Source organism: Paraburkholderia monticola (genome assembly GCF_001580545.1).
In the GTDB taxonomy this organism is placed as follows: Bacteria; Pseudomonadota; Gammaproteobacteria; order Burkholderiales; family Burkholderiaceae; genus Paraburkholderia; species Paraburkholderia monticola.
The window spans coordinates 720,905-734,971 of sequence record NZ_LRBG01000039.1; the positions used below are offsets into that span (position 1 = coordinate 720,905).

Here is a 14,067-nt window from a genome sequence, read left to right on the forward strand (position 1 = left end):
TTCGCGCGACGAACTTTCTTCATCAACCTGCTAAGACGCGCACCGCGTTGGAGCGCCGCGCAAGGAATCGTGCCAGCTTCGGCGCAAGCCGCATGCGGAAACAGCATGGCGAATGACGTGCAAATGACACATCGCGCTATCACCTGTCACGACATTTCTCCGACAATAGAGGTCGCGCGGACCTTGCCCGGCCGCGCCTCAACGACACCCGGAGAAGATGCAATGAACAAACGCCAATTCCTGAGCAGCGCCGCACTGCTGGGCGCGGCAGTCGCGCCAGCCTTCGGCGCGAAGCGCGAGCATGCGGAATGCGCGCCCTCGCCAGTTATCCTCACTATCTCCGGCGCGATCAAGCACAGTAATCGCGGCCCGCTCAATCCGGCCTTCGATCAATTGCTGGCGAAACATCAGGTGAAGTTTTCGCAAGCGTATGGCATCGACCTGCCGTTGCTCGCGAGCATGAAGACCGTGACGATCCATCCGACGATCGAATACGATGCGCATCTGCATACGTTCAGCGGACCGCTGCTCACCGACGTGCTCGCGCATGTCGGCGCGCCCGAAGCCGGCGACACGCAAATCGTCATGCATGCGGTGGATGGCTATGCGGTGATGACGACACTCGACAAAGTCCGCGAGTATCGCTTCATCGTCGCGACGCAGATGGACGGCAAGCCGCTGCCGCTCGGCGGCCTGGGGCCGTTATGGGCGATCTTCGACGCGGACCAGATTCCCGAGCTCGCCGCCAAGCCGCTGAAGGACCGCTTCGAATTGTCGCCGTGGGGCTTGTATCACATGCAGATCACGCAGGCGTCATAGTCATAGCGCGCCGCCGAATTGCTCGAGGCAGGCCTGCTGCACACGCTCGACCGAGTTCGCCCAATCCTCGCCCGGCCCACGCCGGAACAGACGCAGCGTGTGCGGATACCACGGCGAATCGTCGCGCTGATGCATCCAGCGCCAATCGACGTCTCGTTCGGGCAGCATCACCCAGCAGGGCTTGCCGAGCGACGCGGCCAGATGCGCGATCGACGTGTCGACGCAGATCACCAGATCGAGTTGCGCGACGATCGCCGCGCTGTCCGCGAAGTCGCTCACGCGCCCACCGAGATCGAGCAGCGGCTGCGCGAGCGGCGGATTGCGCGCTTCGTCCTCGCCCTGGCCCTTCTGCAAGCTAACGAAGTTCAGGCCCGGCACGTCCCATAGCGGCGCGAGCGCGGCGAGCGAAGGCAGCGAGCGATTCGCGTCGTTATGGTGCTTCGCGTTGCCCTTCCAGACCAGCCCGACCTTACGGCCGGGCGGCAGCGCGTCGAGCGCGGGGCGCCAGCGCTCGACGAGCGCGGGATCGGCGCTCAATCGCGCAGGGCGCGGAATCGTATCGACCGTCGTGTGTAGATGCAACGGCACGCTCAACAAACTGGTCCAGCAATCGAACGTCGCGGCGCGCGTGAGCGCCCCGTTGTGGTCGCGCACGGCGTCGACGCCATCCACCATCGCGATCAGCCGATGCAATGGCGGCATGCACGCAAACTCGATACGCGCCGCCCCCAGCGCCTTCAGCAACGGAATATAGCGGCTGAATTGCAGCATGTCGCCGAGCCCGTCTTCCTGCCACAGCAGCACGGACTTGCCCGCAAGCGGCTCACCCAGCCATTGCGGACAACCGAGCATCTCCTTCGACTTTCGATGAATGAAATGGGGTTGCTCATAGCGGCTTTCATAAAGCGGCCAGCCCTCGTCGAAGCGGCCGAGGCCCAGCAGCAACACGCCAAGACTGAAACGCGCCTCGCCATAATCGGGCTTTAAGGCAAGCGCCTGCCGATACGCGCTTTCCGCCTCGGCAAAGCGCCCGAGTTGGGTCAGCGCGTTGGCAATGTTCGAATGCGGCTCGGCGAGTTGCGGCGACACCGCGAGTGCCTGTCGGAACGCGTCGAGCGCTTCCGGAAAACGCTCGAGCACGCGCAGCACGCAACCGAGATTGTTGTGCGCATGGGCAAGATCCGGCTGGCAGCGAATCGCGTCGCGGTAAGCCTGCTCGGCTTGCGCGAAACGTTCCTGCCTGAACAGCGCGACGCCGAGGTTGTAATGCGCCTGGGCATAATCCGCCCGATGCACGAGCGCTTCGCGGTACGCCGCCTCGGCCTCGCTCACCCGATCGAGATCGATGAGCAGCGCGCCGAGATTGAGATGCGCTTCGGCGTAGTCGGGCCGGATCTTGATCGCAAGTTGGAAAGCCAGTTCCGCTTCCGCGGGACGCTGGGTCGCCTTCAGCACACTGCCGAAGTTATTCAGCGCTTCCGGGTACTGTGGCTTCAGCGTCAGCGCCTCGCGATACGCGGCGTCCGCTTCCGCGAGCCGGCCCAGTTCCATCAGCACGGTGCCGAGGTTGTTGTGCAGTTCGGCGTGGCCGGGCAAGCCGCGCAGCGCATGACGATAAGCCACTTCCGCTTCCTGCGGACGGTGCAGCTCGCGCAGCACGATGCCGTGGTTGTAATGCGCTTCGGCGTGATCGGGGCGAATCGTCACCGACTGCCGATACGCCGCCTCGGCTTCGACGTGGCGGCCGAGCCCGTACAGCACGTTGCCGAGTTGAAGATGCGCGTTCGCGTCGAGCGGACGCAGCGACAACAGTTGCCGATACGTCGATTTCGCGGCCGACAGCCGGCCGAGCGATCTGAATAGCGAGCCGAGACTCGCGTAGACCTCCGCGTAGTCCGGCTTCAGATACACGCACTGACGCCAATGGTTCTCCGCGTCCGCCCACCGACACAGCGCGAACGAACACGCGCCGGCAATTTTCAACGCATCGGCGCGTTGATCGATCGGCAACGTGGAATCTTCGAGCAGCGGCGCGACGAGCGGCAAGGCATCGGCGAACTGCCCGGCCGCACATAACGACACGGCCCGCTGGTTGATGTCGGCGGTCGAAGTTGCGGGCGTCTGCGTGAGTGTCATGGGTCGTGGCGATGTTTCAGCGCGCACCTTGCGCGATTTCACAGCATAAGTGAATCGCCTTGAACCCAGCGCCTCGAAATAAGCGCATTTTCGCCGTCTAATCTCCTGCTATACCGATCATTACGAATGAAAGGATCGCCCGGTGATGCTAGAATCGCGCCCGTCTTTTCTTCGACCATCATGACTCGACGTTCGCGCAATCACCTGACCGCATGGCTTGGCCTCGTCGCCATGTGGCTCGTCGTGTTCGCGCCGCTCGTGAGTCAGTTGCTCGATGCGGGCCGCGCCCACGAGCCGATCGCCGCGCTGTGTTCGGCGCTTCATCCGGCCGGCGCGAGCGATGCGAGCGTCGTCGCTCGAACCAGTCCCGCGCCCGTGCATCTGAGCCACGACGATGCATTCGGCGCCTGCGGCTACTGTCATCTGCTTGAACATCACGTCGCCATACCGACGCTCGCGGCCGTCGAGCCGCCGGCCGCGCTGCTGCTAACCGGCACCGCGCCGCCCACGCTGTCCACCCGCTTCACGCCGCTTGGCGCGTTCCCGTCGGGACGTCCACGCGCCCCGCCTGTCGTTTCCTGATCGCTGTCGGTCCTGATCGTGCCTTCGTCGCTGATGTCGACGAGGCCTGCGATCGCCTGCTCAATGCATCGAGGAAACGCTCATGTTCAACTTCGCGCTGCGAAGGCTGTCTTTTTGCGTCCGCCGTGACGCTGTCTTTTCCGTTCGTTGGCCCGCGCTCGTGCCTTCGGTTTTGCCTGCTCTCGTGCCGGCTTTCCTCGCACCACAGGCGCATGCCGACGACGCTACGCTGCCCGCCATCAGCGTCAATGCGAGCGCAAGCCCGAGCGCCGCGCCGGGCGCCGTCGACCCGAACCTCCCCGCCTCCATCGAAACCGTTACGCGCGATCAGTTCGCGAACTGGAACGTCGTCAACACCGAGGACGTGCTCAAGTACATGCCAAATCTGGCGGTGCGCAAGCGCTTTATCGGCGACCTGAATTCGATCATCGCGGTGCGCGGCACCAGCAATACGCAGAGCGCGCGCGGCCTCGTCTATGCGGACGGTCTGCTGCTGAGCAACCTGCTCGGCAATAGCTATTCGTTTCCGCCGCGCTGGTCGATGGTGTATCCCGAGGAAATCCAGCAGGTCGACGTGATCTACGGCCCGTTCTCCGCGCTGTATCCGGGCAATTCGCTCGGCGCGACCGTGCTGATCAGCACGCGCATGCCGAAGCAGTTCGAAGCGAACGCCGATGTGAAGGCGTTCACGCAGCACTTCAGCCTGTTCGGCGTGAACCAGAGTTTCAACGGCAGCGAAGCGAGCGCGTCGATTGGGGATCGGGTCGGCAAGTTCTCTTACCTGCTCGGCGTCAATCATCTCGAGAACACGAGTCAGCCGCTGCAATTCGCGACGCTCGCACAATCGACCACCCCCGCGAAGACGGGTGACACGCCCGTCACCGGCGCCTATTTCTACAACAACCAGACCAATACGCCGACAGCCGTGCTCGGCGTGAACGGTGAAGGTATCGAGCACACAGTACAGGATCAGTTCAAGCTGAAATTGCAGTACGACTTCACGCCGACACTGCAGGGCAGCTTCACACTCGGCTACTGGCACCAGACGTACAACAGCGAAACCTCGACGTTCCTGCGCGATGCGGACGGCAACCCCGTGTATAGCGGCAACGTGTCGATCGGCGGCTATCACTACACGATTCCGGCGGCCGCGTTTGCGCCGAGTCTCGGGCATAGCGAGAACTGGCTCTACGGCATGTCGCTGAAAACGCGCAATGCGACCGGCTGGAACGGCGAGGCGATCGCATCGTATTACGACATCGGCAATAGCGTCGCGCGCACTGCGAGTGCCGGCGGCCCGGGCAATGGTCCCGGCACGCTGCTGTTCGGCGACGGCACCGGATGGAAAACGCTGGACCTGCGCGGCACCTATACGCCAGAAACCCAGCAAGCTGGCGTCGGCAACCATGCGCTGAGCTTCGGCTACCACTACGACAACTACTTCGTCGACAACCAGACTTACAACACGCTGAACTGGCGCGACGGCGATGTGACCTCGTTCGCCAACGCCTTCACCGGCAAGACGCAAACGCAGGCCCTTTACGCGCAGGACGCGTGGCGCTTTCTGCCGCGCTGGAAGTTCGTGTACGGCGTGCGCTATGAAGACTGGCAGGCCTACGATGGCGCGCAGTCGCTGCCGGGCGCGACCATCGCGTACAGCGATGCGAGCCAGCGCCACTTTTCGCCGAAGGCGTCGCTATCGTTCGATGTCAGCGACGATCTGACTTTGCGCGCGTCGATCGGCCGCGCTTATCGCTTTCCGACCGCGAGCGAACTGTTCCAGGGGCAAATCAATGGCTCCGTGATCGTCAACAACAATCCGCATCTGCAGCCCGAAGACGATCTGTCGAAAGAGCTGAGCGCCGAATGGGCGCACTGGAATGGCGTGTTCCGCCTCTCGCTGTTTCAGGACGACGTGAAGAACACGATCTTCAGTCAGACCGACACCACGGTGATTCCGAACGTGACGAACTTCCAGAACATCGGCAAGGTCCGCTCGCGCGGCGTCGAAACGAGCTATTCGGGCGAGGACGTGTTCGTGCGCGGACTCGATCTGCTCGCGAGCGTCGCCTACACGCAGTCGAAGATCCTCGAGAATGCGCAGAACCCGGCCTCGGTCGGCAAGTACTTCTACCGCATTCCGCTGTGGCGCGCGAATCTTGCCGCGACGTATCACTTCGACGCGCGCACCGCGTTGACGCTCGCCGCGCGCTACTCGGGCCGTCAATACAACACGCTGACGAATACCGACACGAACCCCAACGTGTTCGGCGGCACCAGCACCTACACGGTCGCCGACGCGAAGTTCACGTTCAAGCCGACGAAGCTCAGCGAAATCGGCATCGGCGTCGACAACCTGTTCGATGCGCGCTACTTCGTCTATCACCCGTATCCGGGCCGCACCTTTTATGTCGAAGCCAGGCTGCGTCTCTGAGCGTGACGCAATCCGCAGCCATACCCAGCAAGCCGCTAATCGCACACCAACCATCGTCCCATTTGTCCCGACGAGGATTTCATGTCCACGACTCAAAGCGCCGAACGCACGCGCGCAAAGACCACGGCCACTTCGGCTCCATCGGCCACCGCAACGGGCGGTCAGGCCCATCCTGGCTATCGAACACTGTGGCGCTGGCATTTTTATGCGGGCCTCTTCGTGATGCCGTTTCTACTCGTGCTCGCGATCACCGGCACGCTGTACTGCTTTCAGCCGCAGATCGAGCCGCTGCTTTATCGCCAGCAAATGATCGTCGCCCCGCAAGCCGTACCGCGGCTGCCCGACAACGCGCTGCTCGCGAGAGCGCGCGCGGCGATGCCCTCCGGCGCCGTCGCGACGACCGCCATGATCACGCGCGATTCGCAACGCAGCGCCGAGTTCGTGTTTCGGCTGGCGGACGGTAGCCAGCAAAGCGTCTATCTGAATCCGTACAACGGCGATCTGCTGGGCACGCTGAGCGTCGAGCGTCGCTTGATGCAGGTGGATCGCATGCTTCATCGCAAGCTGCTGCTCGGCAAGCCCGGCGAACTGCTCATGGAACTCGCCGCATGCTGGACACTCGTGATGATCGGCACCGGCATTGCCCTATGGTGGCCGCGCGGAAAAACGACTGCACGCGCCGCGCTGTTGCCGCGCCTTACGCTGACAGGGCGTCCGCTGTGGAAAAGCCTCCACGCGACGATCGGCCTGTGGCTCGCGCTTGGCGCACTCGCGTTCGTATTGACGGGTCTGCCGTGGACCGGCTTGTGGGGCAAGCAGTTCAAGGCGATCGCGAGCGCGACGAAGCTCGGTGCGCCGCCGGGTGCGTGGGGCGGCCTGCCATTGCGGTCCTCGATGCCGGGAGCGCACGTCTCGCACGACGATCACACGAGCGCCTCGGACTCGCCTGCCGAAACAGACTCGATGCCCGGCATGGTGATGGACGATCTGCCGTTGCCGCAGAAGCCGTGGGCCGCGGGCAACTCGCGCGTGCCTTCTTCCGCGGACGCGGCCGCCGATGCGGCGGACGCCGTTGCGCCACAGTCGCTATCGCTCGGCCATATCGTCGCGCTCGCCGCGTCACTCGGCATCACCGACGGCTACAGCATCGTGCTGCCAACCACCTCCACCGGCGTCTACGCGCTGTCCTATTTCCCTGCAGATCCGAAAGACGAACGCACGCTCTACATCGACCAATACAGCGGCGCGATCCTGAAGGACATTCGATACGGCGATTACGGCGCCATCGCGAAGGCCGTCTCGTACGGCACGTCGTTGCATATGGGGCGCTACTTCGGCTTGGCGAACCAGCTCCTGTGCGCAGCCATTTCGCTCGGCCTCGCCGCGCTGGCGGTGACCGGCTTCGTGATGTGGTGGAAGCGTCGGCCGTCACGCTCGCTCGGCGCGCCATCGCGCGAGCGCGCCGCGCCGCCGATGCGCAGCTGGAAAACCGGTCTCGTTCTGCTCGGCGCCGTTTTTCCCCTGATGGGCGTGACGCTCGTCGCGGTGTGGCTGCTCGACCGGCTGGTTTTCGGGCGGGCGTCGCGGACAGAACTGAACAATCTCTGAAATGGGGTCGAGCCGTATCGCACCGCTTGCGTTGTCCGATCATTTACGCTACATTTTGCTCGTTTATGATCGTTTTGCAGCAAAACGGAGACGAGGACCATGCAACGAACGCGGGAAGAAGCAATCAACGGGCTACTGCCCGAGCAGCGCGAGGCGCTGATTCTGGAGCGATTGCGCACGCACGGCCGCGTGCTTGCGGCCGAACTCGCCGCCGAGCTGCAGACCTCGGAGCACACGGTGCGCCGCCATCTGCGCGATCTCGCGGACCAGGGCCACTGCAAGCGCGTGTACGGCGGTGCGCTGCTGATTTCGCCCGCCGACAAACCCGCGGCGCTTCGCATGCACGAAGCCGTCGATCGCAAGGCGCGCCTTGCCGCGGCGGCCGTCTCGATCGTTCGTCCGAAGCAGATCGTGCTGCTCGACGCCGGCTCCACGAACGTCGCGATCGCGGCGGCGCTGCCCGACAACGCCGGGCTCACAGTCGTCACGAATTCCCCCGAGGCCTGCGCGCGTCTGCTGGACCGGCCGGGCTTCGAGGTGATCCTGATTGGCGGCCGCATCGCACGCGGGGCGGCCGGCTCGCTCGGCGCGACCGCGCTGCTGCAGATCCAGCAGATTCGCGCGGACCTCTGTTTTCTCGGCGCCTGCGCATTCGATCCCAACGAAGGCGTGGCCGCATTCGACGTCGAGGACGCCGAACTAAAACGGGCAATGGTCAAAGCGAGCGGCCAGATCGCCATCGCGCTGACGTCGGAAAAGCTGATGACCGCGGCACCGTTTTCGGTAGCGCCTGCGTCGGCGGTCGATTTTCTGTTCGTCGAAGCGGACGTGCAGGCCGCGCGTGTCGCGAACCTGCAGGCCGTCTGCGACAACGTGATGGTGGCCCGCCCATGAACTCACTCGTCAGGGAGCGCATCGCGACGCTCGCGGTCTTTCTCGCCAATGGTTTCGGCATCGGCGCATGGGCGGTCGAGGTGCCACGGATCAAGGAAAGCCTGGTCCTCAGCGACACTTCGCTCGGCATCGCGTTGTTCTGCTTCGCGCTCGGCGCGATCGTCGCGATGCCGCTCGCGGGACAACTCGCCCCGCGCGTCGGCAGCGGACGCGCCACCGCGCTGCTCGGCGCGGCCTTCGCGATCGCGCTGCCATTGCCGGCGGTCGCCCCGGGCATGCTTGCTCTGTGCGTCGTGCTGTTTGCGCTCGGCGCGTCGAACGGCGCACTCGACGTATCGATGAATGGGCATGCGAGCGCGATCGAAACGCGCTGGCGCGCGCCGATCATGTCGTCGTTTCATGCGGCCTGGAGCGCGGGCGGCCTGCTTGGCGCGGCGAGCGGCGCGATGTTGCAGAAAGGTGGCGTCGGGGTCGTCGGCGGCCTGCTCGTGCCCGATCTGTTCATTGCAGTCCTGATCATTTTCGCGGCGTCGTTTGCGTTGCGCGATATCGGCCCGCGCGCGGCCGCCGCGTCGAGCGGCTTCGCATGGCCCGACAGCGGCGTGATGAAACTGGCGATGCTCGCGTTTCTCTGCATGCTCGTCGAAGGCGCAGTGGCCGACTGGAGCGCGGTGTACCTGCGCTCCACGTTGAACCAGGAAGCGAGCATCGCCGCGATCGGCTACTCCGCGTTCGCACTTTCGATGGCGGCGTGCCGGATTGCCGGCGATGCATCGGTGCGGCGCTTTGGATCGAGCAAGGTCGTCGCGCTCGGCGGTCTGATCGCGCTCGCGGGACTCGCGCTCGTCCTGACCCTGCCGACGGTGCTGACCGCGTGCGTCGGCTTCGCGATGGTCGGCATCGGTCTCGCGAATATCGTTCCGGTGATTTTCAGCGCGGCGGGCCGCTCGAGCGCGACGCCCGCGATCGGCGTGTCGATGGCGGCCACGTTCGGCTATGCGGGCTTTCTGGTTGGGCCGCCGCTGATCGGTTTCGGCGCCGGCGTGCTCGGCTTGCGCGCGGCGTTGTGCGTGCTCGTCATGGCCACGCTGATCGTGTCGCTGCTGGGCGGCAAGGCGGTGCGTGGCGCGCAACTCGCGTAGCTATTTCGCTTCCTTGTCGAGCACGGCAACCGGCTTACGCGCGGGCACCGCATCGCGTCCGGTGTGCTGCCCCAATGGCCAACTGAACGCGCCGAGCAGCGAACGCGGTTGTGTGCCATCGTCGAGACCAGTGGCAGGCCACTCGTGTTTCGCGGGCACCCAGCGCGTGCCGAATACGTGATCCCACATCGGCAATAGCTGCGTGAAGTTGTGATTGAGATGCTCGGCGCGAATCGAATGATGCAGACGGTGATACTGCGGATTGTTGACCCACGTGACGTAGCGGCCGAGGTCCACCCGCAGGTTCAGATGCGCGAAGTAGTTGCCCAACATGAACACGATCGACGTCGCACCGACGATCCATGGCTCGACCTTGAACAGGACGCCGACGAGCGGGTAGAGCAGACAGCCTTTGATCAGCACTTCCAGCCAGTGATGCCGCAACGTGATCGTCACGTTGAAATCGACCGCGCTGTGATGCAGCGAATGCAGCTTCCACAGTATCGGCCACGTATGCTGCAAGCGATGAAACGCGTATTCGAGGAAATCGATCGTCAGCAGCACGATCACGAACGAAGCGAGCGCACCCCACCCGCGCGACACCAGCACCACCATCCCACCGCCTAGCGCATTCACGATCGCGACGCTCGCGGCCGCCGTGAGCGGCTTCGTGGCCTCCACCAGCGCCAGATACAATGCCGCGTACGCCATGTTCAGACGCTGGCCCGCGCGCGATTGCAGCAAGGTGGCCGGCCAGCGACGCTCGAGCAATGCACCGAGGCCCATCACGACCAGCACGAGCGCATAGGCTTGAAGCCACAGGCTCGCGTGGTGCAGCAAGGCGGGAAACGGGCTCGACGCTAACATGGGGATTCCCTGGTGCGGCGGATGCATACCGTGTCGTGAGCACGCCTGCCCGAGCGTTCGCGTGACAAGCGGCGCGGCTTGAACTGTCTGGCAAACGTCAGACACGCCGCGAATCCGGAAACGGCAGGAGCGTTAGTGTGATCTTCGCAGCCCGCCGGCCGCCGCGCAAGCGCCCTTTATGGCGATGCCGCCGTGCCGCGAATGCGGATTCACGCCTATGAATGGAAAAAATGGCGAGGTCATCGCTTCACGCCGTCACGATCGCGAGCGGTCGATACTTGCTGCCATATCGTCCGCTCGCGTCGTCGTTGTTAGTCGACATCCGTTTGGTGTTGGCCCCGCCGCACCTCGCGAGACGCGCCAATTACCCCGAGCGCGAATCACGAAGACATTTGCTGCTGTCGGCATTTGTTCACTGCATGAAATTCCGGCTGCAACATGTGTAGTTCTTGTGCCTCACTCATTGCAACGGCTGTGCCATGCCTAGTCGAAGCCTTGTCGCACAAGGGCGGATGCTTGCAGACGAGCTTCGAAGCGGGCCTGATCGCACGCGATGCATCGAAAATGAAACGCCGCCTGGATGGCCCGACACCTTCGGGCAGAAGCGCGGACGTCGTTCAATGCGGGCGGGATAACCCGAGGGCGCACGGCCAGGTCAAGGATTGCGACACGTGCTTGTCAGAGTTGCCGGCGCCTCGTCCGACGTAACACCGCCTACGCCGTGGCGACCGAGGTGTCGCAAAGCTGAGACGACAAACGGCTCAGAGGAGCCCGGTCAACTGCGCGACGCGCGACTCGAAGCGATCCAGTTCATCGGCAGCGAGAGACGTTTTCTGCGGCAGTTCGACCTTCAGCGGGTCCTGCGGCACGTGGTCCACGTGGACCTCGAAATGCAGATGCGGTCCGGTCGCCCAACCCGTTTTGCCGACATAGCCGATCACCTGATTGCGCAGTACACGGCTACCGGCACGAAGCCCTTTCGCGAAGTGCGACAAATGCGCGAACGTCGTCGAATACGGTGCCGGGTTCTGAATGACGACCACGTTCCCATAGCCCCTCTTCCGGCCGATAAAGCGGATCACGCCGCGCGCGGTCGCATGCACGGGCGTACCGGCAGGCGCGGCGAGATCGACACCGTCATGACTTTGCCAACGATGCAACACCGGATCGAAGCGGCGCAACGAGAAACCCGACGACACGCGCGTGAAATCGAGCGGATAGCGCTCGAACGTGGGCCCCGTGCTAACGCCGTCTTTCGAGTAGTAGGAAGCTCGACCGTGAAGATCCTTGTGAAGGAACACGTCGTGCGCGGTCGTGCCCCGCACGATGCGCACCGCGAGCGGTTCGCCCGACACGTCCTTGCCGCCGTCGTTGCTGGTATCGAATACGGCACTCACACGGTCGCCAGGTTTCAGATCGCGCGACAGGTCGAGTTCGCCGCCGAACGCCCGCGACAGAATGGCCGTGGTGCCGGCATCGACACCGATGCTTTGCGCGGCCGCCGCGAACGTGCGCTCGACCGGTGCCTGTCTCACCGCGAACGCGGCGGCTGGCTCGGCCGCTGATGGTGTCGAAGCCGACAGCGGCGCGCGGGGCACGGCCTTCGCCGACTCTTTGCTCATCAGCGACACGTCAGGTTCGTCGTTGCGCGCAGCGCGTTCATGCGTGACGAGATACACCGCGCACGCCGAACTCATTGCACATACCACGATGATTGTGCTGGCGCGCCTCGGCAGGAGGCGGGCTACAGATAGAGGCATGATCCGGGACAAAAGTCGAGCGTCGCACACGCGAAAGGCGCGCGCGACGAGGTGGTTTCGTTGAATCAGCGTCTTCGGGGACTGCGTAAGACGCCGCAAAAGGCTCGGGCAAGCCTAGGGGCGCTCTCTTAAGTCAGCCTTAAGCTGTCCCCAAATAGGCCTGCGATGCGACCAGGGCGCAAACTCGAACCCTGGCTGCCGAGGCCGTGACGAAAAGCTCGATGAAATCGGACCGCGCCGACTTAGTTAAGACAACGAAGCAAGCATGTTCGACAGACGCCGAATGTGGGCCTTGAACGCGTCGCTCGTTTCGCGGTTGGTGGCGGGGTCCAGATGCGAGCTTTCGGCGAGTTGCGCCTGCTCGTGGAAGTCGTTGGCGATCCTGCGCTTGATATCCTCGGGCAGCGACCGCACGATGGAGACCAGCAAAGCCTCTTCGGCATGCAACATGCCGAGAATCGAATGTGTGTCCATACGAGAACCTCCGGTGGGAACATCGTCGGTGCCGGCCGGCCGTGGCGCCGGTGCCCCTCATGTTACCCCGTTGGTTCTGCGTCGTTACTCGGCGATCGAATAGCGCGACCGACGAACGCGCGACTGCTGCTCCTCGCGTTCGACACGCGGACTTGCACCGCGGATGAACAGGACCACGCAAAACGCCACCATGGCCCAAATGCTAAGAACTACCGTCAAAGCGCTCATGTCAGTTTCCGGAACGTCGGGACTACGGGTTGGTACGGTGATGCTGCCGCCTGGCTGTCAATGCAACGTGGACTGCTCGGGTGCACCGAACAGCAGTTCGTCGATCAGACTGGTGGTGAACGTCAGTTGCGATTCGAGCGATTGGCGCGCGACTTGCGCACCCGTCGCGTCGCCGCGAGCGACGGCCGCGTGTGCCTGAGTGGCGAGACGCAGGATCGCTTCGGAACCGCGTTGCAGTTCGCGCATCGCGCCGTCGTCCGGAGCCGGCTGATCCCATTCCGAAGTAGTCAGTTCCGGCTGGTCGGCGTCGAACCGGCGGCGTTTGTTTTGACGGGTAGACATCCGGGGCTCCTGGCGGGAAGGCGCGCTCTGCGTGATGGGACGAACTCAGTGTGCGCCGGGCGCCCGCGTTTCAATTCGCTGAACAGAAGCCGAATCTGAAGCCAATCTGGCTCTTCGGCAAAAAATAAGGGTTTATACCGAGCAATCCGCAGCGGCGGACCGCAAATCCGGTCGCGGAGTGCGTCCTGATTCGCGGCAACGCGGGGAAAACGTCTACCTTGCGGACGCGAAACGAAGCTTTTAGCGCCTTAAACTGCCGGTACGACGTTGATGCGCAACGCCTCGGCGCCAGCCGCGATTGCCAGCAGGTGATCGACGTTCGGATGCGCGCCCGGGCGGTTGCGCGCGTCGGCCGTATGCTCGGCGAACAGCGCGAGGCCGTGCTCGGCCGCCTTTGCGTCGAGGGTGCCGAACACGCCGCGCAGGTAGTTGTACACCGCCAAAGAGCCCTGCTTGCCCGGTTTGTTCTCGATGCTCGCGACCACGGCGCCGCTGCCGTCGACCAGATCGATGCGTGCGATGCCGTCGATCGCCGGCATTCTGGCGAGATTTTCCTTGAAAACGTTGCTCGGTTCGATCATTGAAACCACTCCTTCTGTTCTAAAAAATGCATGGCGGGCCGTATCTTATCCGATGGGCTGCGAGCGGGTGAACTGGCCGGCACGACGGACCGGCAACCGCCCCAGATCACTAGGATTCCTAGCCAATTCTCCGTAACTTCCACCATCCCTTCGACGAAGAAAAAACGTTTAACTGTCGCCACCCAAAAACGGCAAAAACG

At 63.7% G+C, this 14,067-nt stretch carries 12 protein-coding genes; 6 read left to right on the plus strand and 6 right to left on the minus strand.

Annotated features, from left to right (window positions below; translation table 11 throughout):
* The first annotated feature begins 222 nt into the window (after nt 1-222).
* Nucleotides 223-819 (plus strand): putative pterin-binding protein, encoded by a 597-nt coding sequence (locus CI15_RS34400; protein WP_062138038.1) that lies wholly within the window; start codon nt 223-225, stop codon nt 817-819.
* Here the strand turns inward: CI15_RS34400 and CI15_RS34405 are convergent, their stop codons facing one another.
* Nucleotides 820-2,955, minus strand: a complete 2,136-nt coding sequence (locus CI15_RS34405) for a tetratricopeptide repeat protein (protein ID WP_062138040.1) — start codon at nt 2,953-2,955, stop codon at nt 820-822.
* 180 nt (nt 2,956-3,135) lie between these two features.
* Here CI15_RS34405 and CI15_RS34410 point away from each other — a divergent pair, with 180 nt between their 5' ends.
* From CI15_RS34410 to CI15_RS34430, 5 genes are all read left to right on the plus strand, one after another.
* Complete coding sequence (locus CI15_RS34410) at nt 3,136-3,537, plus strand: DUF2946 domain-containing protein (RefSeq protein ID WP_062138042.1); 402 nt, start codon at nt 3,136-3,138, stop codon at nt 3,535-3,537.
* Nucleotides 3,538-3,619: 82 nt separating this feature from the next.
* Nucleotides 3,620-5,971: a TonB-dependent receptor gene (locus tag CI15_RS34415; protein ID WP_062138045.1), complete on the plus strand. Its 2,352-nt coding sequence runs from the start codon at nt 3,620-3,622 to the stop codon at nt 5,969-5,971.
* Nucleotides 5,972-6,052: 81 nt separating this feature from the next.
* Entirely contained in the window at nt 6,053-7,579 is a 1,527-nt protein-coding gene (locus CI15_RS34420; RefSeq protein ID WP_062138048.1) for a PepSY-associated TM helix domain-containing protein, read from the plus strand.
* Between the two features lie 99 nt (nt 7,580-7,678).
* Nucleotides 7,679-8,473, plus strand: coding sequence for a DeoR/GlpR family DNA-binding transcription regulator (locus tag CI15_RS34425; RefSeq protein WP_062138051.1), 795 nt, complete (start codon nt 7,679-7,681; stop codon nt 8,471-8,473).
* Nucleotides 8,470-9,615: an MFS transporter gene (locus CI15_RS34430; protein WP_062138053.1), complete on the plus strand. Its 1,146-nt coding sequence runs from the start codon at nt 8,470-8,472 to the stop codon at nt 9,613-9,615. Before CI15_RS34425 ends, CI15_RS34430 begins: the two co-directional genes overlap by 4 nt.
* Here CI15_RS34430 and CI15_RS34435 read toward each other — a convergent pair whose 3' ends face one another.
* The 5 genes from CI15_RS34435 to CI15_RS34455 form a co-directional block, all read right to left on the minus strand.
* Nucleotides 9,616-10,482, minus strand: a complete 867-nt coding sequence (locus tag CI15_RS34435; protein WP_062138057.1) for a sterol desaturase family protein — start codon at nt 10,480-10,482, stop codon at nt 9,616-9,618.
* Nucleotides 10,483-11,243: 761 nt separating this feature from the next.
* Complete coding sequence (locus CI15_RS34440) at nt 11,244-12,179, minus strand: M23 family metallopeptidase (protein WP_062138060.1); 936 nt, start codon at nt 12,177-12,179, stop codon at nt 11,244-11,246.
* A 309-nt stretch (nt 12,180-12,488) separates the two neighbouring features.
* Entirely contained in the window at nt 12,489-12,716 is a 228-nt protein-coding gene (locus CI15_RS34445) for a hypothetical protein (RefSeq protein ID WP_062138063.1), read from the minus strand.
* Nucleotides 12,717-13,001: 285 nt separating this feature from the next.
* Nucleotides 13,002-13,286 (minus strand): hypothetical protein, encoded by a 285-nt coding sequence (locus tag CI15_RS34450; protein ID WP_062138065.1) that lies wholly within the window; start codon nt 13,284-13,286, stop codon nt 13,002-13,004.
* A 248-nt stretch (nt 13,287-13,534) separates the two neighbouring features.
* Nucleotides 13,535-13,867 (minus strand): DUF2322 family protein, encoded by a 333-nt coding sequence (locus CI15_RS34455; protein ID WP_062138067.1) that lies wholly within the window; start codon nt 13,865-13,867, stop codon nt 13,535-13,537.
* Nucleotides 13,868-14,067 lie beyond the last annotated feature (200 nt).